Origin of the sequence: Phycicoccus sp. Root563 (assembly GCF_001427915.1) — a bacterium.
GTDB lineage: Bacteria > Actinomycetota > Actinomycetes > Actinomycetales > Dermatophilaceae > Pedococcus.
The window spans coordinates 536,851-562,097 of sequence record NZ_LMGM01000001.1 but is presented as its reverse complement, the minus strand read 5'-3'; the positions used below and the strand labels follow the sequence as shown (position 1 = coordinate 562,097).

The following is a 25,247-nucleotide window of genomic DNA, read 5'->3' as shown; positions in this document are numbered from 1 at the left end:
GGCGGGTCTAGTGGGACCCGCCCCGCTGGGTGGCTACTTGACGTACGAGCTCTTCAGGTCGGCCGGTGCCTCCTCGTGGTAGACCTGCTTCCACGCCTCGAGGACGTTCGAGTGGTCGACGGGCAGGGAGCTCAGGGCGATGTACGCCGGTGCCTTCTTGCCCAGGAGTGCGCCGGCGCCCAGCCTTGCCTCGGTGACACCCTGGTCGAACGGCACCTGGGCGCCGAGACCGACCACGAGCTGGTTCTTGGCAAGGGCGATGGCAACGTTCTTGCCCAGGTCCTCGGTCGCGATCTTGAGGTCCGTGCGGCCGGAGGCGCGAGCCGCGGCCATGATGCCCTCGGCGGGAACGTCCCAGACTCCCCAGATGCCGGACAGGTTGGGGTGCTTGCTCAGCATCGCGTTGGCCGCGCCCTGGGCGTCGCCGGCGAAGTCAGGTCCGGCGATCCCCTTCTCCTCCACGATCTTGATGTCGGGGTAGTCCTTGGTGATGGTCGTCTTGAACCCGTCGTAGCGCTGCTTCGTGACGAAGAAGTCGGCCTCGTGGAAGACGAGACCGATCTCGCCCTTGCCGCCCAGCGCCTTGGCCATGAGGTGGGCCGAGGTGACGCCGTTGCCGTAGTTGTCGGCGGACACGACGGAGACGTAGTCAGTGCCGGCCTTCATCCCCTGGGGGACGTTGTCCATGAAGACGAGCTTGGCTCCAGACGCTGCCGCCTTCTTGAAGGCGGAGGCAGTGGCCACCGGGTCGGTGGGGATGGAGACGATGATGTCGGGCTTGAGGTTGAGCACCGTCTCGAGGTCGGAGACCTGCTTGTCCGGCTTGAAGTTGGCGTCGGTGACGGCGACGACATCGATGCCCATCTTGCCGAACTCGCTCTTCAGGCCGGCCACCTGCGCGTTGGCCCAGTCGTTGCCGCCGTAGTGCATGACGATCGCAGCCTTGGCCTTGAGGCCCTTCACCTTGGCGATCTCGTCGGCGCTGAGGTCAGCCGCCGAGGCCGGCGACGGGTCCTCGCCGTTGGGTCCCTTGCTGAGCACGGTGCCCTTGATGTTCGCCAGGGCCGCCTCCGCCTTGGAGGACACGCCGGCGTCTGCCGTGGTGGTGGTGGTGGTCGCTGCGCTGCAACCGGCCGTAGCCAGGGCGAACGAGGCAGCCAGGCCCGCCAGGCGGTACGTGGACTTCTTCATGGAGTTTCTCCTGAGGGAAGGGTGCCGCCGGCGGTCGCGAGCAGCTCGTCGAGGTACTTCTTGCTGGTGGCGGCCGCCTCGCGGGGGTCGCCGTCGTAGGAGTCCAGCTCGACGACGATCCAGCCGTCGTAGCCGCTCTCGTTGACGGCCGCGATGACGTCGTGGAAGTCGACGTCCCCCTGGCCGAGAGGGAGGAACTGCGTGGTCGCCCGATCGACGTCCTTGAGGTGCACGTGACGCAGCCGATCCGCATACCGCCGGATCAGCTCGGCAGGGTCGCCGCCACCCGCAGTCAGGTGGGCCGTGTCGGGGCAGAAGCCGATCCGGGTCAGCGGCATCAGCCGGTCGAGCTCGTCGGGGCTCTCCACGATCGTGCTGAGGTGCGGGTGGTAGCACGCCGCGAGGCCATGCTCCTCCGCGATGTCCGTGACCTGGTCCAGGGCGGCACCCAGGGCTGCGTAGTCGTCGCCGGTGGTTCCGGAGGCCCGGCGGGCGCCGCCGCCCACGACGAGGTTCGCGGCTCCGAACTGGGCGGCCAGGCGGGCCGCCTGACGGACGCGGTGCAGCTCGTCGGCCAGGATGTCCGGGTAGATGAAGTTGCCGCCGGTGTAGACCCCTGCCAGCGCCAGGCCGGCATCGGCCAGCAGCGTCCGCAGCTCGTCGGGACGGTCCGCATAGTCGGCGACGTTGCCGTCGAACATCTCGACGCCGTCGTACCCCGCAGCCGCGATGTCACCGATCGCGCGGTCCATCGGGCCGTTCACGCGGTAGACGAGGTCCTTGACGCTGGTCACGCCGGTGGCGTCGCCGACGACGCCGCCCCAGGTGATGGTGTGGTAGCCGAGCCTCATCGTCGAGTCCGTCCTGTTCGCCGCGTCATCGCGTTCGTCGTCCGTTTGTGCTTCTTTCGTGCATACTTCTGCATGCTGTGTGCAAAAGTCAAGGGTTTGCGTGCTGATATCTTGTCGCGACCACAACAGAAGGAGCAGGAGTGGTGGAGCCCAGATCCGCCGGGGCCCTGGCCCCGGACCATGTCGACGACCTCGTCCGCGTGCTCGAAGCGGTGCGTTCCGGTCGGGCCGGCACGCGCCCCGAGCTCGCCCACGTCACGGGCATGGGCCGGAACGTCGTGACGCAGAGGGTGGCCCACCTGATGGACGCGGGCCTCCTGGCCGAAGGGCCGACGCTGCGCTCGACCGGCGGCCGCGCTCCACGGGGGCTGCGCTTTCCGGCCGAAGCTGGCCGGATCCTGGTCGCCGAGCTCGGTGCGACGAGCATCGGAGCGGCGGTCAGCGACCTCGAAGGGACGCTGCTCGCCCAGCGAGAGGAAGAGGCCGACGTGACGCTGGGACCGGACGCGGTGCTGTCGCGGGTGGCAGAGATCTTCGAGCAGCTCCTGCAGCAGGTCGGTGCGGGCCCCGCAGTCTGGGGTGTGGGGGTCGGGCTACCGGGTCCGGTCGAGTTCGCGACGGGAAGGCCGGTCGCGCCACCGATCATGCCCGGATGGGACGGATTCGACGTCCGTAGCTTCTTCGCGAAGCAGTTCCGCGCCCCGGTGTGGGTGGACAACGACGTCAACGTGATGGCGCTGGGTGAGCTGCGAGCTGGTTTGGCCAAGGGGCTGAGTGACGTCGTCTACATCAAGATCGGCTCCGGCATCGGCGCCGGACTCGTGTCCCAGGGGCGCCTGCACCGAGGGGCCCAGGGTTGCGCAGGCGACATCGGACACGTCACGGCGGAGGAAGGGTCTTCGGTGCTGTGCCGCTGCGGGAAGTTCGGCTGCCTCGAAGCCTTGGCTGGTGGTGCGGCACTGGCGCGCGATGGTGAGGCCGCCGCGCGCGAGGGTGCAAGCAGCTACCTCGCTGCAGTGCTCGAGCGCGGCAGCGCGATCGATGGGCGCGCCGTGAGTAAGGCCGCCGTCCACGGTGACCCCGTAGCCATCAACCTCCTCGGCGACTCTGCTCGGCTGGTGGGGCTGACGCTGGCGCGGATCGTGAACTTCTTCAACCCCTCCTTGATCCTGGTCGGAGGGGGCGTCGCAGAGGCGGGCGACTACTACCTCGCGGAGGTCCGGCAGACCGTCCTCAGCCGGTCACTTCCCCTGGCCACGCGCTCGCTCCAGGTCGTCCGCTCCCGCATCGACGACCGCGCAGGTCTGCGCGGAGCCGCCCACATGGTCATGGACGCGCTGCTGTCCGCAGAGATCCTCCCGACGTGGCTGGGCCAGGGAACCCCGGCGGGCCGCGCCGAGCTGACTGCCTGACCTGGTGTCCACGGAGGGGGCCTGACCGGTTGCGCCGGCCGCTTCGCCAGATGGCTCCCACGCTGATGCGTGTGGAGCGCCCGAGTGACTCAGTGAGTGACGACAGGTGCGGATTTGACGGACGTCGGGGGACTGTGGGGGAGTGGCTCGTGCTCAGTCGGAACCCCGATGACGGCTACGGTGTGAAGTTCGCGACGCACCGCCGCGGCGGTCATGAGTGTTCGGGTCCCTCGGACCGCACGTTCTCACCCCCCAACCGCCGCCTCAGCGTCTGGGGAGCGCAGCAGGAGTAGCTCTCGGTCACGAGCTCGGCCACCTCGTCCCAGTCGGTGTCCTTGTCAAGCACCATGCCGACGACGGTGGGGGACCACGGTGGCTTGTAGAACGGCGGGCCCGCGTTGGACAGCGCCGCCAGCTCGTCACCGGATGACCGAAAGGTCAGCACGGTGGTTGGCTCGGTCAACCCCGGTGACATCGCGGTAGGCCGACGTGTAGCCCTCCTGGGCGACGAGGATGTGCGCGAGGGTCTTGCTCCGGATCCGCCATCTCACGCCGGTCCAGGCGTCCGCCTCGTAGGACTCGGGCAGCGCCAGTGCCGTGGCGGCGACGCGGGCGACCAGGTCGCCAGGAGGCTCGATGCGCGGCGGCTTGGTCATGCCTTGAGTCTGTCAGCGGATGCAGACAGGTGGCCGTTGGTTCCTCCTGATCAACAGAGCGCTCCCACAGTCCCAATGATCGAGTGTGGATGCCCTGGCCCGACGGTCCACGACGTGAGCGTCGGACTGAACGACGACAGAGGACGAATATCCTTCCAATCCAGTAGGCGTTCAAGGCGTCCCCGACCTCCCGCAGTTCGGACGGCGCTTGCCTGTGTTCCCGTTGATCGCAGAAGATCGCCACGGCGACAACCGCTCACGATCGTGTTCGCTCCCGAGAGGAGTTTCTCCATGGCTGTCTCCACCGGCCGTCGACTCATCACTTTTGCCCTCGTCGGTAGCGCCTTGGCGATGGCCGCGGCGTGCGGCGCTCCCACCGACGAGTCGTCTGCTGCGTCGTCCAGCTCAACGGGGTCGACCTGCGAGGCCGCGACCTTGCCCACGGTGAAGGCCGGCACCCTGACCGTGGCGACGGACAAGCCGGCATACGGTCCGTGGTTCCAGGATGACGACCCGGCCAACGGCAAGGGGTATGAGTCGGCCGTGGCGTATGCGATCGCAGACAAGCTCGGCTTCGCCAAGGAGAAGGTGACCTGGGTGGTTGCCCCGTTCAACACGGTCATAGCTCCAGGACAGAAGTCCTTCGACTTCGACCTCAACCAGGTGTCGATCACCGACGACCGCAAGAAGGCCGTCGACTTCTCATCGGGTTACTACGACGTCCGGCAGACGGTCGTGTCCTTCAAGGGCAGCAAGCTCGACGGCAAGACCACCGTCGCCGACCTCAAGGGCGCAAAGCTGGGTGCGCAGGTGGGGACCACGTCGTACGCCGCGGCGACAGATCAGATCAAGCCGGACGCCAAGGTGGCGGTGTACGACTCGAACGACCTGGCGGTGCAGGCTCTGAAGAACAGGCAGATCGACGGCATCGTGGTGGACCTGCCGACCGCGTTCTACATGACCGGGGCGCAGCTCGACGACGGAGTCATCGTGGGGCAGCTGCCCTCGGCGTCCAGCAGTCCTGAGCAGTTCGGTGCGGTCCTGGACAAGGGCAGCAAGCTGACCGCGTGCGTCACCCAGGCGGTGGACGCCCTGCGCGCTGATGGCACCCTCACGCGGCTCGTGGACCAGTGGCTCTCCACCCAGGGCGCTCCCGAGCTGAAGTGACTCACGTGAGCAAGAGGCCGTCACCGGTTGGCGTGAGCCGCACCCTGGATCGGTGGGCGCCTTCGCCGGTGGAGCGCGAACGGCGGTCCCTTCGTCAGCGACAGGCTCGACGCTCAGCCGTGCTCGCCGCACTCTCGACACTGGCCCTCGTCGGCGTGGTCGGCGCGGTGATCGTCTCGTCACCGGGGTGGCCTCGCGTCCATGAGACGTTCTTCGACCTGGGGCGCGCACGTGAGGCGCTGCCGGCGGTCCTGTCCGGACTGTGGCTGAACATCCGGGTGATGCTCGTCTGTGCTGTGCTGATCGGCATCATCGGCCTGGGTGTGGCCGTGCTGCGCACGACGCGCGGCGCGGTGACGTTTCCGCTGCGACTGATGGCCACGGCATACGTCGATCTGTTCCGCGGCCTCCCACTCCTGCTCGTGCTGTTCCTCCTGGGTTTCGGCGCGCCGGCGTTGCGGCTGTCCGGCCTTCCCAGCTCCGCGCTGTTCTGGGGCGCCTGCGCGCTGGTGCTCACCTACTCGGCCTACGTCGCGGAGGTGTTCCGAGCCGGCCTTGAGTCGGTCCACCCGTCACAGCGGGCCGCCGCCCGCTCGCTCGGGCTGAGCTATGGGCAGAGTCTGCGATTCGTGGTCCTGCCGCAGGCCGTTCGCAACGTGGTGCCGGCCCTGCTGAACGACCTGGTGGCGCTGCAGAAGGACTCCGGCCTGATCGCCGTCCTCGGGGTGATCGACGCCATCAGGGCGGCACAGATCGAGACAGCCACCGACTTCAACTTCACCCCGTATGTCGTCGCCGGTGCCCTGTTCGTCTGCCTGACCGTTCCTCTGGCCCGCCTCACGGACTACATCGGTCGTCGGCAGGGTTATCGCGGCACGACCACGGTGCTGTGATGCTGCCGACCCAAGGACGCGTGGGCCAACCGTGACGCTGCTTCGGCTCCAGCATGTTCGCAAGTCGTTCGGCGATACCGTCGTCCTCCGTGACGTCGACCTCGAGGTCGAGCAAGGCCAGTGCATCGTGTTCATCGGTGCCAGCGGGTCCGGGAAGTCCACGCTGCTGCGGTGCGTGAACCTGCTCGAGGTCGTCGACGACGGGCAGATCTTCCTCGACGGTGCCGACATCACCGATCCGCGAGTGAATGCCGATGCCGTGCGATCGCAGATGGGCGTGGTTTTCCAGTCCTACAACCTGTTCCCTCACCTGTCCGTGCTGGACAACATCACCTTGGCACCGCGGCGAGTCCATGGCCTGGCTCGCGAGGATGCCGAAGAACGCGGACGGGCGGTGCTCGACCGCGTCGGCCTGAGCGATCGCGCCAACGCCCGGCCGGACGACCTGTCCGGCGGTCAGCAGCAGCGGGTCGCCATCGCTCGAGCACTCGTCAGCTCACCTCAGCTCATCCTTCTGGACGAAGTCACTTCGGCGCTGGACCCGGAGCTGGTGGGCGAGGTGCTCGACATCCTGCGGTCGCTGACGGCTGAGGGCATGACCATGCTCGTGAACACCCACGAGATGGGCTTCGCGAGGGAGGTGGCCGACGAGGTGTGCTTCCTGCACGAGGGGATGATCCACGAGCAGGGGCCACCCGAGCAGGTGCTCGATGACCCTCGTGAGGATCGGACGCGTCAGTTCCTGGCAAGGCTCAGGACCTGAGGGTCGCGACGCACCTCATGCCTTCTCGAAGCGACTCCTCCGAGCAACGTACGCTGACCCGATGTGACCTCTCTTGCCGCTGTCGCCGCCTGCCTGCTGCTGGGGGCTCTGGCGGTGTTCCAGATCCTGTTGGTCTGCGGCGCGCCTCTCGGGCGCTTCGCCTGGGGTGGACAGCATGAGGTCCTCCCGCCGCGGTTGCGCGTGGGCAGCTCTGTCTCCCTGATCATCTATGCGCTGATCGGGTGGGTGATCCTCTCCCGCGCCGGGCAGGACGGCGGTCGTCACGGAGTCCTGGGGCTGGCCACCTGGGTCATGGCCGGCTTCTTCCTCCTTGGCGCTGCAGGCAATCTGGCTTCACGAAGCCGTCCTGAGCGAGTCGTGATGACTCCCGTGGCGTTGGCCCTCTGTGGTCTGACGGCTGTGGTCGCTGCTCTCGGTTGACGTCCGGGCGGTCGGGACACCGGCCTGACGCCACCTGGGGCAGACTGCAGAGGTGTCCCGTTCCCCCTTGCCGTCCAAGCCGTGTGCCCGTTGTGGCCGAACCATCACCTGGCGAAAGGTCTGGGCCAAGGACTGGGACTCGGTGCGCTGGTGCTCGGACAACTGCCGCAAGCACGGCGTCGGCGAGGTCGACCGGCAGCTCGAGGCCTCTCTGGAGTCGCTGCTGGATGCGCGCTCAGCCAGTGCCTCGGTGTGTCCGTCGGAGGCGGCGCGTGCCGTCGGCGACGACGACTGGTCCGAGCTGATGGAGCCGGCGCGGATGGCTGCTCGACGCCTGGTGGCCGCGGGGCGTGCCGAGATCACCCAGGGTGGTCAGGTCATCGACCCGAGCAAGTTCAAGGGTCCGATCCGCGTGCGCCGACCACGATGAGCGCCGACGCCGGACGACAGGGCACCGTGCTGCCCACGCCGTCCGTCGGTGACGAGGTCGCGTGGGTCCAACGTCACCTCGGTCACCTCGCGCTCGAGCCGGAGGTGGCCGCCAGCCCCGACTTCCGTGGCGGGCAGAGCGCGGCCGACCTGGCTCTGGCGAACTTCGACGTGACGGGGTACGCGCGGGCACGGAACGAGGTCTGGCCCGAACGCAGGCGAGGCGCCAGCCGCCTGAGCCCCTACATCCGCCACGGTCTCATCGACCTGCCCTCGCTGTGGGCCCACGTCGCCGACGGCCCCGCCGGCGACCGTGACAAGTATCGCGACGAGCTGCTCTGGCAGGAGTACGCCCGCCACCTGCATGCCAGGCTCGGCGACGCCATACGTCGACCGCTGCGTCATGAGCCTCCACGTCGCGACCGCGTCGGGGAGTGGGGCTGGAACCGTGAGATGGCGTGTGTCGACCTCGCTGTCGAGGAGCTCGAGACCAGCGGCTGGCTGGTCAACCAGACCCGGATGTGGCTCGCCTCGCAGTGGTCCGTACGGGCCGGGTTCGACTGGCGGGAGGGGGCCGAGCACTTCGAGCGCCACCTGCTCGACGGCTCGGCCGCCGCCAACCTGCTGGGGTGGCAGTGGACCGTTGGCACCGGCACCGGCAAGCCCTACGGGTTCAGTCGCTGGCAGGTGCGCAAGCGCGCCCCCGGTCTTTGCGAGACCTGCCCGCTCAACGATCACTGCCCCATCGACGGCTGGCCCGACTCCGATGGCGGGCCGACGGTGACCCACCCGGATCCTTTGCTCCGTGCAGATCCCCGGGCCGCCGTCACCGCGGGGCCGGCCTCGGTCGAGAGGCTCGACGGTGACCTGGCCCCGGACGCGGTCTGGCTGACGTGGGAGTCGCTCGGCGACGGCGATCCGGCGCTCGTGGCGCATCCCGACCTGCCGGCCGTGCTCGTCCTCGACGAAAGGCTCCTGAAGCACAGGCGCCTCTCCGGCAAGCGTCTCGTCTTCGTCGCCGAGACCCTCGCCGACCTCGCCACCCGCCGCGACGTCGAGGTGCACCTCGGCAATCCGGCCACGGTGCTCACTGGTCGCCGCCTGGCCGCCACCGCGGCTCCGGTGCCGGGGTGGCGCCGGCTCGCCCCCCGCCTCGAGCTCGAGAAGCATCCGTGGCCGTGGCTGGTGCGTCCCGGTTCCGGCCCGGTCACGAGCTTCACCGCGTGGCGCCGGTCGAGCGGTGCCCCCACGACGGGTGCGGCCCGGACGGGCGCGCGACGCCCGCGTCGCTGAGGCGCTGTGCGCTCTTGGTTTGCGAGCGCGCTAACGGCCTCGCCATGAGTCCGAGGCTTGTTCGTGGCGCTGTCGTGCTCAGCGCACCCCGCCGTCGCCGAGGTCGGATCGCGTGGCGCGGTCTGGTCGGTGATCCACACCCGCCCTCGTCTGGTCCAGGGTCCACCGCCGATCCCACAACCAAGCCCCGAGAAGGAGCACGGCCAAGGCCAGGCCCGTGATGATCCAGAACCACATCATGATGGTCCTTCCTGACTCCGGGTCCCCACCCCCGGCCCATCTTTCCATCGAGACGCAGCGCCGCCAATGCTTGGTGCGGCACACAGGCGTAGCGTCACGCAGCGGGTGAGATTCCATCCCCCCAGCCAGCCTCACTCAGCGCTGACCCCCTCACGCCCTGCTGAGGGGGTCAGCGACGCTGGTCAAACGGAGCACCCTCTACTGCCAGGTCCACATCAGTCGGAGGCCCGCCAGCGCCCGCGGGCGCCTTCGGCGGCTTCCCGCCAAGTCGCTTCGACGTCATGGCGCTGGGTAAGAGATCAGTGTGAGTGGCCCCGTCCGCGCACAGGGGTGCCAGACGGGGCCACTCTCGAGGGGCGGTGGCGCAGTCCCGTCGGTGTGATTTCGGGGCGTGCCGAACCGGATCAACATCCGTCTTTAGGACGCCTCGGCCTCACCGGCGCCGATGCGTCGGTCGATGTCTCGCAGAACGTTGAGCAGGTTCCGTCCGGGGTCAGGACTCGAGTACGACGGGTTGGACAGTCCGCTCGCGATGTTTTCCGCGATCTCGGACAGCTTCGTGTTGGACCGACTCGAGTAGGCACGAAGGAGATCGAAGGCACCCTCATCATCGATGCCGAAGCTCAGCATCAGGGCACCCTTGGCCTGCTCGATGACAGCCCGGTGCTCGAGGGCGCCGGCCACCGCATCGGCAGCGTGAATGCGAAGCATCTCGGTGATGTCCACGACGAAGCCGAACAAGCGGGTGACCGAACCGCGTTCGGCCTCGGCGTGGCCCACGTAGCGGAGTCGACGTAGATGACCCTGGCCGTCCCGCATCTGATACGTGCACGTGTAGGGGCCCGGAGTCCTGAGGTGCTCGGCGAATCTTCGGCTCATGTTGTCACGATGCTCGTCGAGCATGCGCTCAAGCATGAGTTCTGTAGTTGGGACATCATCGGGACCCAGGCCATGCAGCTCCCGCAGCCCTGGTGCCCAGGACCAGCGCTGGGCCGGAACGTCGTACTCGAACGCGAGAGCGATCTCGTTGGTTCGCGTCGAAGACATCGGGGGACCTCCTACCGACAGGCGACCCAACAGAGCCGCGATGAGGGTGGCCGCTCCTTGACCGGAGACAATCTTGCCACTGTCATCGCGGCACGAGAATGTTTGCCTCCCCGTTCTGTGTTCACGCGCGGAGCGCGCCCGTAGGAAGACCTGGTGCTCGTGAGGAACACGGGGGGTGACGCAACACCTACGGGTCGGCACCTCCTGCGAGCCTCGTGGCGACCTCCAGGATGACGCATCGAGTGTGTTAGACAGTGGATCCACTCGAAGGGGTATCCGTGCAGCAGCTCAGCCTTGGAATCGTCTCCCGCTCACGCAAGGAGAACGAACGCCGACTTCCCATCCACCCGCGGCACCTGGAACGCCTCGACCCGGCACTGCGGGGGCAGGTCTTCCTCGAGCAGGGGTACGGCGAGAACTTCGGGATCTCGGACGAGCAGCTGCGCCCGTTCGTCGGCGGGATCCTCTCCCGCCAGCAGCTGGTGGACGAGTGCGACGTCATCATGCTGCCCAAGCCCCTCGCGGCCGACGTCGCGGAGCTGCGGGAGGGCCAGGTCCTCTGGGGGTGGCCGCACTGCGTCCAGGACGCCGAGATCACCCAGCTGGCGATCGACAAGCGGCTGACGCTCATCGCGTTCGAAGCGATGAACCACTGGCGCCCCGACGGTGCCTTCAACCTGCACGTGCTGCACAAGAACAACGAGCTCGCCGGCTACGCGTCCGTGCTGCACGCGCTCTCGCTGGTGGGATCGACAGGTGACTACGGACGTCGACTGAGTGCCGCCGTCATCGGCTTCGGTGCCACGGCCCGTGGCGCAGTGACCGCCCTCTGCGCCCTGGGCCTCAACCAGGTGGACGTCCTCAGCCTGCGGGAGGTCGCCGAGATCGCGTCGCCCATCCACTCGGCGAACATCGTCAACTTCGACCGGCCCGAGGGCGGGAGCAGCAGCGTCGCCTACACGGAGAACGGCCCGGTGCCGTTGGCGACCTACCTGGCCGAGCACGACATCATCGTCAACTGCGTGCTGCAGGACCCGAACGCGCCGATGGTGTTCCTCCACGACGCGGACCTGCCGACGCTGGCGCCCGGCACGCTGGTCATCGATGTCTCGTGCGACGAGGGCATGGGTTTCAGCTGGGCCAGACCGACGACGTTCGAGGACCCGATGTTCACCGTGGGTGAGCACGTCCGCTACTACGGGGTCGACCACAGCCCGTCCTACCTCTGGGACTCCGCGACCTGGGAGATCAGCGAGGCACTGCTTCCCCACGTGGCGACGGTGCTGGCGGGGTCCGCCGCGTGGGACTCGGACGAGACCATCAAACGCGCCGTCGAGATCCGTGACGGCGTGATCGGCAACCCCGCGATCCTCGCCTTCCAGTCCCGCGACGAGGAGTACCCGCACGTCAGGGCCTCGGAGCGGCCCTGAGCCGCGGTCCCCGCGCAGCAGGTCACGATTCGGGGTTGCCTGAAGTCAAGGCGGTGTATGCCGCCCAGCGCTGGGTACTGTCGGCGGCAGTCAGACGTGGGTCGACCACGTTCACTACCGCCTAGGAGTACTCCGGTGACCACCTCACGCACACGCCGCGCCAGCGCCCTCGCTGTCGTCGCGCTCACGTCCACGTTGGCCCTTGCCGCGTGCGGTTCCGGTGACGATGCCGCCCCCGCCGCCACGAACTCCGCTGGCGTGGCGCTGATCACGGGGGGCAAGCTCAAGGCCTGCACCCACCTGTCCTACAAGCCGTTCGAGTTCAAGGAAGGCTCCAAGGTCGTCGGCTTCGACGTGGACCTCATGGACCTCGTCGCCAAGAAGCTCGGGGTCGAGCAGGAGGTCGTCGACATCGAGTTCGCGACGATCACGTCGGGTGCTGCCTTTGCGGCCAAGAAGTGCGACGCCGGCTACGGGGCGACGACGATCAACGACAAGCGCAAGCAGGCCATCAGCTTCTCGGACCCGTACTTCGACTCGACGGCGGCACTCATCACCAAGAAGGACTCAGGTGTCACCGACCTCGCCAGCCTCAAGGGCAAGAAGATCGGCGTCCAGACCGACACCACGGGCCAGGAGTTCGCCGAGAAGGAAAAGGGGGCCAACGGCTTCACGCCGGTGGTCTTCGATGACCTGCCGACCCAGCTCGCGGCCGTGCTCGCAGGTCGGGTGGACGCCGCGATCAACGACAACGGGCCCCTCCTGGACTACGTGAAGGACAACCCGACGACCGCGGTCGTCAAGGAGTTCGACACCGGCGAGCAGTACGGCCTGATGTTCAAGAAGGACGCCAACGGTCAGAAGCTCACCGAGCTGACCAACGAGGTACTCAAGGCTGCAGTCGCCGACGGCAGCTACAACACGATCTACAAGAAGTGGTTCGGAGTCGACGCACCGAAGTGACCTCGCGCAGCGTGGGGGGCGGCAGTACGGTTTCGACCGGCCGTCGCCCCTCGGCGTTGCGGCCCATGACCCCGCAGGTCGGCAGGAGAACTGATGAGCGCCACCCACACCGAAGCGCCACCGAAGAAGAAGCTGTCCCCGCGCAGGCGCGCCCAGCGGATCCGGTGGGTGCAGTACGCAGTTCTCGTCGGCGTGGCGCTGGTCATCGCGTTCGTCGCGGACTGGGGCCAGATCCAGCAGCAGTTCTTCCGCAGCGACCTGATCAGGACCACCCTGACCGAGGGCGTCGGGGGTGCGCTCAAGAACACCATCGTCTACACAGCCGGCGCCTTCGTCATCGGCCTCCTGCTGGGCACGGTGCTGGCCCTCATGCGACTGTCGTCGGTCGCCCCCTACCGGTGGATCGCGACCATCTGGATCGAGTTCTTCCGAGGCCTTCCGGCGATCATCGTCTTCATCGCGTTCGGCCTCATGTCGCTGGCCTTCGAGGGGTTCGTCATCCCGTACGACCCCTACGGAACGGTGTGGGTCGCCCTCGGCCTCGTCGCCTCCGCCTACATGGCCGAGACGATCCGAGCGGGAATCCAGGCCGTACCGCCCGGACAGATCGAAGCTGCTCGTTCGCTCGGTATGCCGTCCGGCGTCGCCACGCGGAAGATCGTCCTGCCGCAGGCCTTCCGGGTCATCACTCCGCCGTTGACGAATGAGCTCATCCTCCTCGTCAAGGACTCCTCGCTCGTCTACGTCCTGGGGCTGTCGGCCTCGGGCTACGAGCTGACCAAGTACGGACGCCAGCTCTCCAGCGACAACGCCAGCCTGACACCTCTCGTGGTGGCCGGCTTCTGCTACCTGATCATCACCCTCCCGCTCTCCATCATCGTGCGCCGCATGGAAGCCCGACAGAAGAAGGAGCGCTGAGCCGTGACCGCACCCACCCCGGCCGCCCCGATCGTCGAGGTCACCGACCTCCACAAGTCGTTCGGCGCCAACGACGTCCTGCGCGGGCTGAGTGCCACCATCCGCCAGGGCGAGGTCGTCTGTGTCATCGGTCCCTCAGGTTCCGGCAAGTCGACCTTCCTGCGCTGCATCAACCTCCTCGAGAGCCCCACGAGCGGCTCGATCAAGGTGGGAGGGGAGGAGGTCAACGACCCCGACTGCGACATCGACGCCATCCGTCGCAACATGGGCATGGTCTTCCAGCAGTTCAACCTCTTCCCGCACCTGTCGGTCCTCGAGAACTGCACGGTCGCCCAGACCACGGTGCTCAAGCGGAGCAAGGACGAGGCCCAGGCCAAGGCCCGCGAGAACCTCGAGAAGGTCGGCCTCTCCGAGAAGGAGGACGCCTTCCCCGCGCAGCTCTCGGGTGGTCAGCAGCAGCGCGTCGCCATCGCCCGAGCGCTGTCGATGGACCCCAAACTGATGCTCTTCGATGAGCCGACATCCGCCCTGGACCCCGAACTGGTGGGTGACGTCCTCTCAGTCATGCGCCGGCTCGCCAGCGAGGGAATGACGATGTTCGTCGTGACCCACGAGATGGCCTTCGCCCGCGATGTCGCCGATCGCGTGATCTTCATGGACGGTGGCGTCATCGTCGAGGAGGGCGCGCCCGAGCAGGTCATCGGAGAGCCCACCGAGGAGCGGACCAAGGTCTTCCTGCAGCGCGTGCTCGACCCGACGCACGTCGAAGCGGGAGCCGAGGACGCGGCATACGCCAAGCGTCACGTGGGTGAGGTCGCAGCCGACGACGTCGATGAGCGCCACCCGGCCACGCACGGTCGCAACGGCGGTGGCGCCGGCCGCGGCTGACAGAGCACCCAGGGGGCGGTTCCGTCCGTGAGCCGTGCGCCTTCCCAGCGCCCTCAGGAATCGGTGACGGCTCGCTCTGCGCCCTCGGCGAAGAAGGCCGCCACGTCGTCCAGCTCTGCCATCAGCCTGGCCGCCCCGAACGACTGGTTCCAGAAGTCGCCCTGTCGCCGCCGCCACGGACCGACGTAGGCGTAGGGCTCGGGGATGACCGCATCGCCGGGGGAGACCCCGTAGTTGACCTCGCCGAGCGAGATTCCGATGTCGAAGTGCTCGGGCCAGAGCACCGGCTCCTCGGACGCCGCGAACGTGCGCAGTGCCGCGTCGCCCCGGGCGAACGCGTCGAGCAGCACGCCGACGTGGTCGGGGTCGGTCACGATCGAGTCCTCCGGGGCGACGTCGACGGTGTCGCTGTAGACGTCGCCCAGCCCGCGGGGCGTCACCCCAAGGACTGCGGCCGCCGCGGCATAGGTCCCGGTCAACGGGTGCCGCCCGCCCGGTCCGACCAGCTCGGAGCCAAGCAGCCGCAGGTCGGGCCGGGCCACGGTCGCGATGCCGCCGGGGACGACGCGCAGGCGGATGTCGCCGCAGGCGTCGTACTGGGGGCCCGCGAGGAGGAGCTCGGCCACCGCGTGCAGGCTGGTGCGGGTCTGGGTGAGGTCCACGTCGTTCTCCGATCGACTCCCGGCCACAGGAACGTACTTCTGACTAGGCGGGCAGGCGGACGACGAAGCGGCAGCCGTTGCCGTGGTTGCTGACGGTCACGGTTCCCTGGTGTGCCTCGACGAGCCCTCGCACGATGGCCAGACCGAGGCCGGCGCCGGTGTCCGGGCCCGGTGTCCGGGCGCGGGTGCCGCGCCAGCCCACCTCGAACACCGACTCGAGGTCGTCGGGGTCGATGCCGCCACAGCCGTCGCTCACGGTGAGCTCGACGGTGTCCCCGGCTGTGCGGCCCTCGACGAGGACGACCCCGTCGGTCGGGGTGTGGCGGATGGCGTTCATGACGAGGTTCCCCACCACCCGGGACAGCGCCGTGGCGTCGGCGCGGACCTCGACGTCGGGCACGACGTTCCCGCCGAGCTCGACACCGCGGGTGGTGGCCACCGGGGTGGCGCCGGCGATGGACTCGCTGACGACGTCCCGCAGGACCATGGGTTCCAGGGTCAGGTTGAGCGCGCCGGCGTGGATGCGGGACAGCTCGAACAGGTCGTCGACCATGCCGGCCATCCGGTTCGTCTCCGTCAGCATCTGCCGGTGGTAGCGCCGGGGGTCGCTGGCCACGCCGTCGTCGAGCGCCTCGGCCATGGCACGCAACCCAGCCAACGGGGTCCGCAGGTCGTGGGACACCCAGGCGACGAGCTCGCGGCGCGACTGCTCGAGCTGGCGTTCGCGCGCCTGGGAGGTACGCAACCGTTCACTGCTGCGTGCCAGCTCGTCCGCGACCTCGCGCATCTCTGACGGGTCTCCGGCGGGCGCCTCCACGTCCTGCCCCGCGCCGACAGCAGCGGCCATGCCTCGGAGTCTTCGCGCGGACAGGGTCAGGGTGCGGGCCAGCAGGAGTGCGAAGGCTGCCGACACCACACCGGAGACACCGCAGACGAGGACGATGACGCCCAGGTCGTGGCTCGACAGGAACATCGCCCGCGCAGTTCCGACGACGCCGGCCACGACCCCGCCGACGGCGACGACGGCGATGAGCCCGGCGGACCAGCGGATGGGAGCACGCCTGATGCGCCATCCGATGAGGGCACCGACGACACCGACGCCCAGGGACCAGCCGGCGGCGATGAGGACCACGGTGACCTGGTCGCCGGTCACTGCGGTTCCCACCGGTAGCCGACGCCCCACACGGTGAGCAGCCGGGCCGGGCGACGGGGGTCGGTCTCGACCTTCTCGCGCAGGCGGCGGACGTGGACGGTGACGGTGGACTGGTCACCGAACGACCAGCCCCACACCTCGCGCAGCAGCGCGTCGCGGGACCAGACCTGTCGGGGGTTGGCGACCAGGAAGTGCAGCAGGTCGAACTCGCGCACCGTCAGCGGGAGGACGGCACCGGCCAGCGTGGCCGTGTGCTCGGACGGCTCGACCACGAGGTCGCCGTCGGTCACGGTCGCACCCTTGGGGTGTCGTTGCCCGACGCGACGCAGGACGGAGTCGACGCGCAGGGCGAGCTCGCGGGGACTGAACGGTTTCGTGACGTAGTCGTCGGCACCGAGCCTGAGCCCGACGAGGCGGTCGGTCTCGGCGCCGAGCGCGGTGAGCATGATGATCGGGACGTCGCTGCTCTCGCGCAGCCGTCGGCACACCTCGAGCCCGTCGACGCCGGGGAGCATCAGGTCGAGGACGACCAGGTCGGCACCGCGGCCGCGCATGGCTCGCAGCGCACCCTCGCCGTCACCGGCTTCCTGTACGCGGTGTCCACCGGCCCGGAGGTAGGACACGACGACCTCGCGGACGGTGAGGTCGTCGTCCACGACGAGGACCTCAGCCACGGGGTGCTCCTTCGCGTCGGTCGTGGACGGCCACAGCTGCCGCTGCGACCAAGACTACGGCGACGACCGCGGCCCATCCTGCGGCATACGGACGGTCGAGGAGGGTGGGGTTGTCGGCCTTCGCGCCGAACCGGCCCAGCGCCGGCACCGCCAGCAGCGTCAGCGGGCCGAGGACGACCAGGACCAGGAGTGCAGCACGACGGCTCCAGGTCGGCAGGACGCGCGCCGCTGCGACCCCGACGAGGACGATCACGGGGGCGACGAGCCCGTCGTGGACGACCACGACACCGGCCAGCCAGGGGACGGTCGCCAATAGGTTGCCCCAGCCGAGGCCGAGGAGGCGCACGACGCCATACAGGCCGAGCACGAGCCCCACCGCGCCGATGACGGTGCGTGTGCCGCGCAGGGTGCCGGTCATGCCTGCACCTCGATCCGGTTGACCCACTTCGTCTGCAGCGCGCCGGGGCGGTTGGGAGCGATGATCCGGCACGGGTACCCGTGGTCGAGGGACAGTCGTTCGCCGTCGAGGGTGAGGGCGAGGATGGCTTGCGGATCGGCAGCCACGTTGGCCGGCAGGCGGCTGCGACTCGACGCACCGCCGCGTTGGAGGGACTCGACGAGGACGGCCGAGCCGGTGGGCGCGTCGAGCAGGGCCATGAGGTCGGTGATGCGCACCCCGGTCCAGGTGCCGGTGGCGCTCCACCCTTCGACGCAGGCGATGGGCAGGGTGGCAGTGGTCTGCGGCATGGACTCCAGGTCTGCTCGGGTCAGCTGTCGGTGGGCACCGCCCAGGCTGACGGTGAGGGTGAACCCGGGGTCGGCCGCGGCGGTCGTGACGCCTGCGGCGGCAGCGGTCTTGTTGATCGGCACGTTGCCGGGCCCTGTGCCGGAGCGTGGGGCGAGGACCGACAGGCGCCTGACGCTCGGGACCCCGGAGGCGGCGCTGGTCACCACGGCGACGCCGGCCGCCGCCCAGGTGGCCCGCAGGATGGTGCGCCGGGACACAGCGCCCGGCACGGGTGCCACCTCTGGCCCCAGCCAGGCGCTGCGAATGACGGGCAGCTTCACCGCGACGTGGACGAGCAGGGAGCCCATGGCTACCCAGCCGAGGGCGAAGTGAGTGGACCGGAACGAGAACGACCACGGGTACCACTGGGCGGAGTTCGCCAGACCGGTGACGAGCTGGAACGACGCGCTGGAGACCAGCACCAGGATGGACAACCGTTCGACGGCGTCGAGCAGCCTGGCTCGGGTCGGCGTCGGTGGGCGCCGGAACAGCTGGGGGAACACCGACCACAGCTTGACCAGCAGCAACGGCACGGCCGCGGTCCCCGCCGCGACGTGCACGCCCTGGGTGACCCGGTACAGCCAGATGGGTCGGGTCGGCAGGGGGACCAGCGGGTTCGGCAGCTGTGCGAGGTGGCTCCAGACACCGGTGAGGAAGGCCACCAGGAAGCAGACGCCGAGCCAGGTCCCGACCCGCGCCGTGAGCTGCGGGCTGCGGGCAGGGCTGGTGAAGTCCTCCGGCGTGGGGGCTCGGTCGAGGAGGCTCGTGAGGGAGTCGGTGACCCGGGTGCCGCTCACGACTTCACGCCGGTGGACGGGGCCAGGACGCCGACCGTGCGTCCGTGTCGTTGGGTGACGGCAGCGACGACGAGGCCGGCCGCGGAGGCAGCCTGCGGCAAGGCGTCGGGGCCGAGCTCGGCCCACGGGAACGACGTGGACGCGAGTCCGCCGGCGCGCAGGTGCAGCTGGTGGACGCGCAGGCCGGTGCCCGCCTTCGCGAGGTCGACGACCACTTGACCGTGGTCGTGGATGAGGTGCCTGGCGCGGGCGAGGAGGGCGGTGGGGTCGCCGCCGATGCCGATGTTGCCGTCCGCGAGCAGGACGGTCTCCCACGTTCCCTCACCCGGCAGGGGGTCGAACAGGCTGCCGCACTCGACGGGCACGCCACGTCGTCTGGCTTCGACCAGCGCTGTTCGGGAGGTGTCGACGCCGAGGACGTCGTGGCCCCGGGTGCGGAGCTCGGCCGCCAGGCGACCGGGACCGCACCCCAGGTCGATGGTGGAGCCGTGGCAGTGGTCGAGCAGGAACCTGTCGCTGCGGGAGGCCTTGCCCGTCCAGCTCCGGACGGGGAGGTCCCGATGGGTGGTGTGCCCCTCGATCACCGCCGTGAGCGTCCCCAGGGCGAGGGCCGTGGCGAACACCCGTGCAGGTGAGGCATGACCGGGACGGCCCCCCGCCTCCGCGTCCGTGAACGGGCCGACGCGAGCAGCCCCCGCGGTGGTGCCTCCCGGGCTGGTGACGGTGCTCATGCGGTCCTGCTCTCCGGGGTGGTGTCCAGCTGCCGCCACGCGTGGGCGAACCTGGTGTGCGGTGCTGCTGCGGCGACTGCGTGGGCGTCGGCGGCGGTGTCGACGTCTCCGAGCTCGGCGGTGTGCAGGACGGTCCCGGCAGCGCCCTCCACGGCGGCCCGGGTGCGCACCCACGTGTCCGGGTGGGACATCGGCACCAGGGGCAGCCCGGCCACGTCCCCGGGCGAGGTGGTGGCCAGCACCCACCAGCCTCCGTCAGGCGCACGCCCCAGGACGGGGCGACCGCCACGTGTGGCCGCGATGACGTGCTCGAGGTGCCGGGCGGTGACGTGGGGGGTGTCCATCCCGAGCTGGACGACTGGGCCGCCGTGGGTGGCGTGGACGTCCCGGTGCGCGGTGGCGAGCCGGTGCGCGAACGTCGGACCGTCCTGGCCGACCACGTGCCAACCGGTCAGCGCCTGGAGCAGCTGGGCGGGGTCGACGGTCCGGTGGATGCTCCCGGCCAGCGCGAGCACGCGACGTCCCCGCGGAAAGACGGACTCGCACACGGCCAGCGTGTCCAGCAGGGCCGCCTGCGCCAGGCGTGCGGCGTGGTGTGCTCCCACGGTGGCTGCGAGACGGGTCTTCACCTCACCAGCGACCGGGGCCTTGGCCACGACGAGGATCGTGGCGCCGGTCACGGGAGGGCCTTGACGAGGTCGTGCGCAGCCCTGGCCGAGCCGAGCAAGGACCCGGACACCTTGGAGGTCGTGCCCTCGGCCCGCGGCAGGTACGTCATGTCGTGCTCGACGACGGACCATCCTGCTCGGTGTGCCCTCACCAGGACCTCCACCGGGTACCCGAAGCGCAGGTCCCGGACCCCGAGCGCGAGCAGGTCTGCGCGGCGCGTCACCCGCACGGAGGGGATGTCATGCAGCCGCATCCCGGTGCGTCTGCCGATCCACCACGCCGCCACCACGTTGAACACCTTCGCGTGCCAGCTCATGGTGGCTCGGGTGACGGGGCGGCGTCGCCCGACGGCCATCGTGGCCCGGCCTCCGGCGACGTGCTCGAGCAGGGGGAGCAGCTCCGCCGGGTCCAGCGAACCGTCGCCGTCCATCACAGCGACGTACCTCGCTCGGGCCGCGGCCACTCCTGCTTGGACCGCTGCGCCGTACCCGGGACGGTGCTCGACCACCACGCTCGCCCCCAGCCCGCGGGCGACGTCGGCGGTTCCGTCGGTCGAGCCGTTGTCGACGACCAGGACGGACATCCCCGCGGGAACCCTGGCGAGCAGGGCCGGCAGGGCTCGCGCCTCGTTGCGGCACGGGAGGATGAGTTCGCAGTCCAGGACCATACGACGACGCTATGGCGGCCACCGATCGCGTTGCGGGGCCAAACATTACGGAAGTCTGACCAGTGAGCCCGTGGCCGGTCACCGGTGCCCGGGGCGTGCGAGGGTCAGCGACGTGACCACACCACGTGCAGCCACGGCTCCCACGCACGCAACCGCCCAGTCGGCGACGCCGACGCCGACGCCGACGCCGACGCCGACGCCGACGGCGACGCCGACGTCGAGGGCGACGCCGACGGCGACGGCGACGGACCACGAGCCGCGCGCGGACGCCGGGTCCCGGAACGAGCGGGCACTGCTGCGGGGTGTCCTGGTGGCGATCTCGCTCATCACCGCCGCGGTCGTGGTGGCGCACCTGCCGGGGGTGAACGTCCACGGCGGCGCGGCAGCGCCGTTGCAGGCCGCGTGGTCCCCACGAGTCGGCGTGGGCACCCTCCCGGCGCTGGGGTTGCTCGGGTGGGCCGCGACCCCGCATCCGTGGACGGTCATGGCGCGGTTGGGCTGGGGCAGGCTCCTGCTGGCGGTGTGGGCACTGTCGGTCGCCTGGATGGTCTCCCTCGCTCTCGTGGACGGTCTGGACGGGATCGGCACAGTGCTGGACCACGACACCGAGTACCTGGTCAGCGCTCGAGGCGTCGGTGACACCGGCGAGCTGCTTCGCTCGTTCATCGGTCGGATCCCGTTGACTGCCAACGACAACTGGCCGGTGCACGTGGCCGGTCACCCACCGGGCGCACTGCTCTTCTTCGTCGCCCTCGTCCACCTGGGACTCGGCTCCGGGCTGGCCGCCGGCCTGGTCGTGGTCGCCGTCGCGGGGACCGTCCCGGTCGCGGTCGCCGTGACCTGCCGGGCCCTCGGCCACGACGCCCGGGCCAGGGGAGTGCTGCCCTTCCTGGTGCTGGGTCCGTTCGCCGTCTGGCAGGCCGTCTCGGCTGATGCGGTGTTCGCCGCCGTCGCGGCCTGGACCGTTGCCGTGGCTGCGTTGGCCGGTACCGCGCCCACCCGCGTGAGGTCCTCGGCGTTGGCGGTCGCCACGGGACTCGGCCTCGGTGGCTGCGCCATGCTGTCCTACGGGCTGCCCCTCGTGGTGGTGCTGGTCCTCGCGGCACTGGTCGCCGCCCGAGGTTGGCACCGTGACGTGGTTGCGCTGGCGTCAGTGGTTGCCGTCGGGGCAGGCGTCGTCGTGGGTGCCTCTGCCTGGTCCGGGTTCGCGTACTGGCAGGCGTATCCGGTTCTGCACCAACGGTACTGGGACGGCCTCGCCTCCGCCCGGCCCGCCTGGTACTGGGTCTGGGCCAACCTGGCCCTGCTTGCCGTGTGCGCCGGGCCGGTCCTGTTCGGCGCCCTCGCCGCGTCGGCCGGACGCCTGCGGGCCACTGCTCACCGACCCGACGGTGACCCGGTGCTGACACTCGTGGTCGGTGCCGTCCTTGCGATCGTGGTCGCGGACCTGTCGCTGATGAGCAAGGCCGAGGTGGAGCGCATCTGGCTCCCGTTCGTCCCGTGGCTGCTGCTGGCCACGGTCATGGTCCCCGTACGGGCACGGCGGTGGGCCCTCGTGGGCCAGGCTGCGCTGGGGCTGCTGGTCCAGTCGCTGCTGGTGACGCCGTGGTGACGCAGGCTTCGATGACCGTGCTGGTGACCGGCGCGGCGGGGTTCATCGGCACGGCGACAGCAACGGCCCTGCGCGCCGCAGGACACGACGTGGTGGCCGTGGATGCGATGGTGCCGCAGGCCCATGTCCGTCCAGTGACGGCACCGGAGGGTGTGCACGTCCTCGACGTCCGCGCCGCCGACGACTGGGTCGGGCTCCTGCGCGGCGTCGATGTCGTGTGCCACCTTGCCGCGATGGTCGGCGCCGGCGTGACGGTCGCCGACCTTCCCCTGTATGCCGCACACAACGACCTCGGTACCGCCTCCCTCCTTGCCGCCATGGCCAGGGCCGGGGTGCCACGGTTCGTGCAGGCGTCGTCGATGGTCGTCTACGGCGAAGCCCGCTACCGGTGTCCGGACCACGGTCACCAGACGCCGGCACCCCGCACCGTGGAGGACCTGGAGGCGGGCCGGTTCGACAACGCGTGCCCGCGCTGCGGCAGGGTGCTGGACTGGGAGACGGTGACCGAGGACGCCCTCCTCGACCCGCGCAGCAGCTACGCCGCGAGCAAGGTCGCCCAGGAGCACTACGCGACGGCGTGGGCACGCCAGGCTCCCGGCTCGGCCATCTCGCTGCGCTACCACAACGTGTACGGGCCGGGGATGCCCAGGAACACCCCGTACTCGGGCGTGGCCGCCATCTTCCGGTCGGCCATGGAGGCCGGGCGGGCTCCGGTCGTCTTCGAGGACGGCGGTCAGGTGCGCGACTTCGTCCACGTCGAGGACGTCGCCCGCGCCAACGTGGCCGCGGTGCAGGCCGTTGGCGGGCGCGACCAGGGCAGCCACGCCGCCTACAACGTGTGCTCCGGTGAGCCGGTGACCATTCTCGACGTGGCCCGGATGGTCACCGCCGGCTCGGCGGCCTCACTCAGCCCGGTCGTCTCGGGGGAGTACCGGCTGGGCGACGTGCGACACGTCGTCGCCTCACCGGCGCGTGCAGCCGACGAGCTCGGATTCACCGCCCGGGTGGGGCCGAAGGAGGGGCTGGCACGGTTCGCCCGGGACCCGCTCCGCGCGTGAACGCCTCGGCCGGTACGGATCGATCTCGTCCGTCAAGGGACAGCCCAGCGGCGCCGACCACGCTGCTGTCAGGGACTCATCACTGTTGCTCGCCCACGAGCTGATCGACGAACCCGCGCAGGCGCGCCACGGCAACGGGGTCGGGCACCGGTCGTCCCGGCCAGCGCGACAGGGCCCGGTGCAGGGTCCGGTGCTCGTTGGCCACCTGGGCGCAGGTCTCACAGGTCGCCAGATGCGACTCGAGCCGGGACACCTCGCCGGGCGTCAGCAGTGCCGCTGGATCGGCATCGAGGTATCGCTGGATGCGTCGCGCGCTCCAGTGGCAGGTGACCACGGCACGCAGCGAGCGGATCATGGAAGCCTCCTTGCGGTGAGGATGTTCGGGCCGAGGTGGTGGCGGACGCGTTCTCGGGCACGGCTGAGCCGGGACATCACGGTGCCGACAGGCACGCCGAGCGCCGCGGCTGCTTCGGCGTAGCTGAGGTCGTCGACGTCGACCAGCCACAGGACCGCACGGAAGCGCGGGTCCAGCTCGGCCAGAGCGCGTTCCAGGTGGTCATGCAGCTCCAGGCCGATGACCTCCTCCTCGGCGCTGTGCGGCGCGCTTGCTCCGAAGGCCGGTCGCGTCCTGCGCAGCGACTCCCAGTCCGCCACCGTCTCGGGCCGTTGGCGACGGTGCATGTTCAGGTGAGTGTGTCGAAGGCTGGTCAGCAGCCACGCCCGGGGATGACGTCCGTCGAAGCGGCCGACCGCGTTGTAGGCGCGGATCAGGGTCTCCTGGGTCAGGTCCTCGGCGTCGGCAGCGTTGCCCGTCAGAGACTGAGCCACGCGCAGGAGCACCTCGAGCTGTGGTTCGACATGCTCACGGAACGCGCGGGCCGACGCCTGCGCGTCAACGTCCGGTCGGGGTTCGGGCACACCCCGGGAACCCGCTGGGTGGCTCATGGTGTTCCCGTCAGGTGGGTTCGGTCCCTCACGAAGGTCTCGGCCGCCTTCGGTTCCGGGCGAAGGTCCAGCACATGAGGACGCTGGTGCGACAGGCTGACATCGCACCAGTGGAGACGAAATCGCGCAAGGAGTCATCGATGAGCACAGAGATCAGGCCTCGGCCAGGGTTGGTCGTCTTCGACGTCAACGAGACCTTGTCGGACATGAGCGGGCTGCAGCAGACCTTCGCCGATCTGGGCGCCCCGCCCGCGCTGGCCGGGATGTGGTTCGCGTCGCTGCTGCGCGATGGTTTCGCCCTGACCGTCACCGGGGTCAACCCCGACTTCGCCGACCTGGCCGCCACGTCGTTGGCAACGGTGCTGCGGCCGCTGCAGCTCGATGACGTCGACCTGGCGGTCGATCGGGTGATGGCTGCATTCGCCACCTTGCCTGTTCACCCCGATGTCCTGACCGGGATCCCGGCGTTGGCAGCCTTGGAGATCCGACTCGTGACCCTGAGCAACGGCTCGACCGCTGTGGCGGAGGGTCTCCTCCACCGCAACGGCCTCACGACCACGTTCGAGCGACTCCTGTCCGTGCAGGCGGCGCCCCTGTGGAAGCCGGCCGGGGCCGCCTACCAGTACGCGTTGGACGTCTGCGGGGTGGCTGCCGATGAGGCGATGTTGGTCGCCGTCCATCCCTGGGACATCCACGGCGCGCACCACGCCGGCCTGAGGACGGCGTTCATCAACCGGACGGGTGCCACCTACCCGAGCTGCTTCGCGCGCCCCGAGGTGGAGGTGACATCACTGCTCGAACTCGCTGAGGTGCTGGGCGAGCTCTGAGCGTGGGTGCGTGGCGACATTCGTGACGGCAGACCTGTTGTCGGACAACGCAATTCTTTCGTCCTCCTTACGGACCCCGAAAC

General features: G+C 69.6%; 30 protein-coding genes. 14 read left to right on the top strand and 16 right to left on the bottom strand.

Features of this window, described 5'->3' with window-relative positions:
• Positions 1-33 precede the first annotated feature (33 nt).
• Positions 34-1,191, bottom strand: coding sequence for a substrate-binding domain-containing protein (locus tag ASD62_RS02680; RefSeq protein ID WP_056914646.1), 1,158 nt, complete (start codon positions 1,189-1,191; stop codon positions 34-36).
• Positions 1,188-2,042 carry a sugar phosphate isomerase/epimerase gene (locus tag ASD62_RS02675; protein ID WP_056914645.1) on the bottom strand — a complete coding sequence of 285 codons (855 nt, stop codon included), beginning with the start codon at positions 2,040-2,042 and terminating at the stop codon, positions 1,188-1,190. Before ASD62_RS02675 ends, ASD62_RS02680 begins: the two co-directional genes overlap by 4 nt.
• A 143-nt stretch (positions 2,043-2,185) precedes the next feature.
• On the opposite strand from ASD62_RS02675, the gene ASD62_RS02670 reads away from it, so the two are divergent.
• Entirely contained in the window at positions 2,186-3,454 is a 1,269-nt protein-coding gene (locus tag ASD62_RS02670) for an ROK family protein (RefSeq protein ID WP_200956840.1), read from the top strand.
• Between the two features lie 211 nt (positions 3,455-3,665).
• Here ASD62_RS02670 and ASD62_RS20425 read toward each other — a convergent pair whose 3' ends face one another.
• Positions 3,666-3,899, bottom strand: coding sequence for an MmcQ/YjbR family DNA-binding protein (locus tag ASD62_RS20425; protein WP_200956839.1), 234 nt, complete (start codon positions 3,897-3,899; stop codon positions 3,666-3,668).
• The gene (locus tag ASD62_RS20420; protein ID WP_200956838.1) at positions 3,874-4,110 is read right to left on the bottom strand and encodes a hypothetical protein; all 237 of its coding nucleotides are present in this window, start codon (positions 4,108-4,110) and stop codon (positions 3,874-3,876) included. Before ASD62_RS20420 ends, ASD62_RS20425 begins: the two co-directional genes overlap by 26 nt.
• 291 nt (positions 4,111-4,401) lie before the next feature.
• Between ASD62_RS20420 and ASD62_RS02660 the strand changes: the two genes are divergently transcribed.
• The 6 genes from ASD62_RS02660 (at position 4,402) to ASD62_RS02635 (ending at position 9,096) form a co-directional block, all read left to right on the top strand.
• Positions 4,402-5,277, top strand: coding sequence for an ABC transporter substrate-binding protein (locus tag ASD62_RS02660; protein ID WP_056914644.1), 876 nt, complete (start codon positions 4,402-4,404; stop codon positions 5,275-5,277).
• Between the two features lie 155 nt (positions 5,278-5,432).
• Positions 5,433-6,170, top strand: a complete 738-nt coding sequence (locus ASD62_RS02655) for an amino acid ABC transporter permease (RefSeq protein ID WP_369818741.1) — start codon at positions 5,433-5,435, stop codon at positions 6,168-6,170.
• A 31-nt stretch (positions 6,171-6,201) separates the two neighbouring features.
• Positions 6,202-6,933, top strand: coding sequence for an amino acid ABC transporter ATP-binding protein (locus ASD62_RS02650; protein WP_056914642.1), 732 nt, complete (start codon positions 6,202-6,204; stop codon positions 6,931-6,933).
• Between the two features lie 63 nt (positions 6,934-6,996).
• Positions 6,997-7,374: a hypothetical protein gene (locus tag ASD62_RS02645; RefSeq protein ID WP_056914641.1), complete on the top strand. Its 378-nt coding sequence runs from the start codon at positions 6,997-6,999 to the stop codon at positions 7,372-7,374.
• Positions 7,375-7,426: 52 nt separating this feature from the next.
• Complete coding sequence (locus tag ASD62_RS02640; RefSeq protein WP_056914640.1) at positions 7,427-7,804, top strand: DUF2256 and DUF3253 domain-containing protein; 378 nt, start codon at positions 7,427-7,429, stop codon at positions 7,802-7,804.
• On the top strand, positions 7,801-9,096 hold the full coding sequence (locus tag ASD62_RS02635; RefSeq protein WP_082580532.1) for an FAD-binding domain-containing protein: 1,296 nt from the start codon (positions 7,801-7,803) through the stop codon (positions 9,094-9,096). The genes ASD62_RS02640 and ASD62_RS02635 overlap by 4 nt, the downstream gene beginning before the upstream one ends.
• Before the next feature lie 657 nt (positions 9,097-9,753).
• On the opposite strand, the gene ASD62_RS19570 is transcribed toward ASD62_RS02635, so the two are convergent.
• A complete protein-coding gene (locus ASD62_RS19570) occupies positions 9,754-10,383 on the bottom strand; it encodes an ANTAR domain-containing protein (RefSeq protein WP_082580531.1) in 630 nt (209 codons plus the stop codon).
• Positions 10,384-10,661: 278 nt separating this feature from the next.
• Between ASD62_RS19570 and ASD62_RS02625 the strand changes: the two genes are divergently transcribed.
• From ASD62_RS02625 to ASD62_RS02610, 4 genes are all read left to right on the top strand, one after another.
• Positions 10,662-11,813, top strand: coding sequence for a N(5)-(carboxyethyl)ornithine synthase (locus tag ASD62_RS02625; RefSeq protein ID WP_056914638.1), 1,152 nt, complete (start codon positions 10,662-10,664; stop codon positions 11,811-11,813).
• A gap of 135 nt (positions 11,814-11,948) precedes the next feature.
• Positions 11,949-12,776 carry an ABC transporter substrate-binding protein gene (locus ASD62_RS02620; protein ID WP_056914637.1) on the top strand — a complete coding sequence of 276 codons (828 nt, stop codon included), beginning with the start codon at positions 11,949-11,951 and terminating at the stop codon, positions 12,774-12,776.
• A gap of 93 nt (positions 12,777-12,869) precedes the next feature.
• Positions 12,870-13,694, top strand: a complete 825-nt coding sequence (locus tag ASD62_RS02615) for an amino acid ABC transporter permease (RefSeq protein ID WP_082553133.1) — start codon at positions 12,870-12,872, stop codon at positions 13,692-13,694.
• Positions 13,695-13,697: 3 nt separating this feature from the next.
• Positions 13,698-14,582: an amino acid ABC transporter ATP-binding protein gene (locus ASD62_RS02610; RefSeq protein ID WP_056914636.1), complete on the top strand. Its 885-nt coding sequence runs from the start codon at positions 13,698-13,700 to the stop codon at positions 14,580-14,582.
• 53 nt (positions 14,583-14,635) lie between these two features.
• Here the strand turns inward: ASD62_RS02610 and ASD62_RS02605 are convergent, their stop codons facing one another.
• The 9 genes from ASD62_RS02605 to ASD62_RS19995 form a co-directional block, all read right to left on the bottom strand.
• A complete protein-coding gene (locus tag ASD62_RS02605) occupies positions 14,636-15,244 on the bottom strand; it encodes a hypothetical protein (protein ID WP_056914635.1) in 609 nt (202 codons plus the stop codon).
• Positions 15,245-15,287: 43 nt separating this feature from the next.
• The gene (locus tag ASD62_RS02600) at positions 15,288-16,397 is read right to left on the bottom strand and encodes a sensor histidine kinase KdpD (RefSeq protein WP_056914634.1); all 1,110 of its coding nucleotides are present in this window, start codon (positions 16,395-16,397) and stop codon (positions 15,288-15,290) included.
• Entirely contained in the window at positions 16,394-17,071 is a 678-nt protein-coding gene (locus ASD62_RS02595; RefSeq protein ID WP_200956837.1) for a response regulator transcription factor, read from the bottom strand. Before ASD62_RS02595 ends, ASD62_RS02600 begins: the two co-directional genes overlap by 4 nt.
• Positions 17,064-17,489, bottom strand: a complete 426-nt coding sequence (locus ASD62_RS02590) for a hypothetical protein (protein ID WP_056914633.1) — start codon at positions 17,487-17,489, stop codon at positions 17,064-17,066. The genes ASD62_RS02595 and ASD62_RS02590 overlap by 8 nt, the downstream gene beginning before the upstream one ends.
• A complete protein-coding gene (locus tag ASD62_RS02585) occupies positions 17,486-18,655 on the bottom strand; it encodes a molybdopterin-dependent oxidoreductase (RefSeq protein WP_056914632.1) in 1,170 nt (389 codons plus the stop codon). The genes ASD62_RS02590 and ASD62_RS02585 overlap by 4 nt, the downstream gene beginning before the upstream one ends.
• Positions 18,652-19,386, bottom strand: a complete 735-nt coding sequence (locus ASD62_RS02580; protein ID WP_056914631.1) for a class I SAM-dependent methyltransferase — start codon at positions 19,384-19,386, stop codon at positions 18,652-18,654. Before ASD62_RS02580 ends, ASD62_RS02585 begins: the two co-directional genes overlap by 4 nt.
• Positions 19,383-20,066: a DUF2064 domain-containing protein gene (locus ASD62_RS02575; RefSeq protein ID WP_056914630.1), complete on the bottom strand. Its 684-nt coding sequence runs from the start codon at positions 20,064-20,066 to the stop codon at positions 19,383-19,385. The genes ASD62_RS02580 and ASD62_RS02575 overlap by 4 nt, the downstream gene beginning before the upstream one ends.
• On the bottom strand, positions 20,063-20,722 hold the full coding sequence (locus tag ASD62_RS02570) for a glycosyltransferase family 2 protein (RefSeq protein WP_056914629.1): 660 nt from the start codon (positions 20,720-20,722) through the stop codon (positions 20,063-20,065). Before ASD62_RS02570 ends, ASD62_RS02575 begins: the two co-directional genes overlap by 4 nt.
• 78 nt (positions 20,723-20,800) lie before the next feature.
• Positions 20,801-21,049: a hypothetical protein gene (locus ASD62_RS19995; RefSeq protein ID WP_157581243.1), complete on the bottom strand. Its 249-nt coding sequence runs from the start codon at positions 21,047-21,049 to the stop codon at positions 20,801-20,803.
• Here ASD62_RS19995 and ASD62_RS02565 point away from each other — a divergent pair.
• Both ASD62_RS02565 and ASD62_RS02560 read left to right on the top strand, forming a co-directional pair.
• Positions 21,033-22,334: a hypothetical protein gene (locus tag ASD62_RS02565; protein WP_157581240.1), complete on the top strand. Its 1,302-nt coding sequence runs from the start codon at positions 21,033-21,035 to the stop codon at positions 22,332-22,334. The two genes, ASD62_RS19995 and ASD62_RS02565, sit on opposite strands and share 17 nt — an antisense overlap.
• Positions 22,335-22,345: 11 nt before the next feature.
• Entirely contained in the window at positions 22,346-23,392 is a 1,047-nt protein-coding gene (locus ASD62_RS02560; RefSeq protein ID WP_056917108.1) for an NAD-dependent epimerase/dehydratase family protein, read from the top strand.
• Positions 23,393-23,471: 79 nt separating this feature from the next.
• Here ASD62_RS02560 and ASD62_RS02555 read toward each other — a convergent pair whose 3' ends face one another.
• Positions 23,472-23,747: an anti-sigma factor gene (locus ASD62_RS02555; protein ID WP_056914628.1), complete on the bottom strand. Its 276-nt coding sequence runs from the start codon at positions 23,745-23,747 to the stop codon at positions 23,472-23,474.
• Entirely contained in the window at positions 23,744-24,337 is a 594-nt protein-coding gene (locus ASD62_RS02550) for an RNA polymerase sigma factor (protein ID WP_056914627.1), read from the bottom strand. Before ASD62_RS02550 ends, ASD62_RS02555 begins: the two co-directional genes overlap by 4 nt.
• 140 nt (positions 24,338-24,477) lie before the next feature.
• Here ASD62_RS02550 and ASD62_RS02545 point away from each other — a divergent pair, with 140 nt between their 5' ends.
• Positions 24,478-25,164 (top strand): haloacid dehalogenase type II, encoded by a 687-nt coding sequence (locus ASD62_RS02545; protein ID WP_056914626.1) that lies wholly within the window; start codon positions 24,478-24,480, stop codon positions 25,162-25,164.
• Positions 25,165-25,247 lie beyond the last annotated feature (83 nt).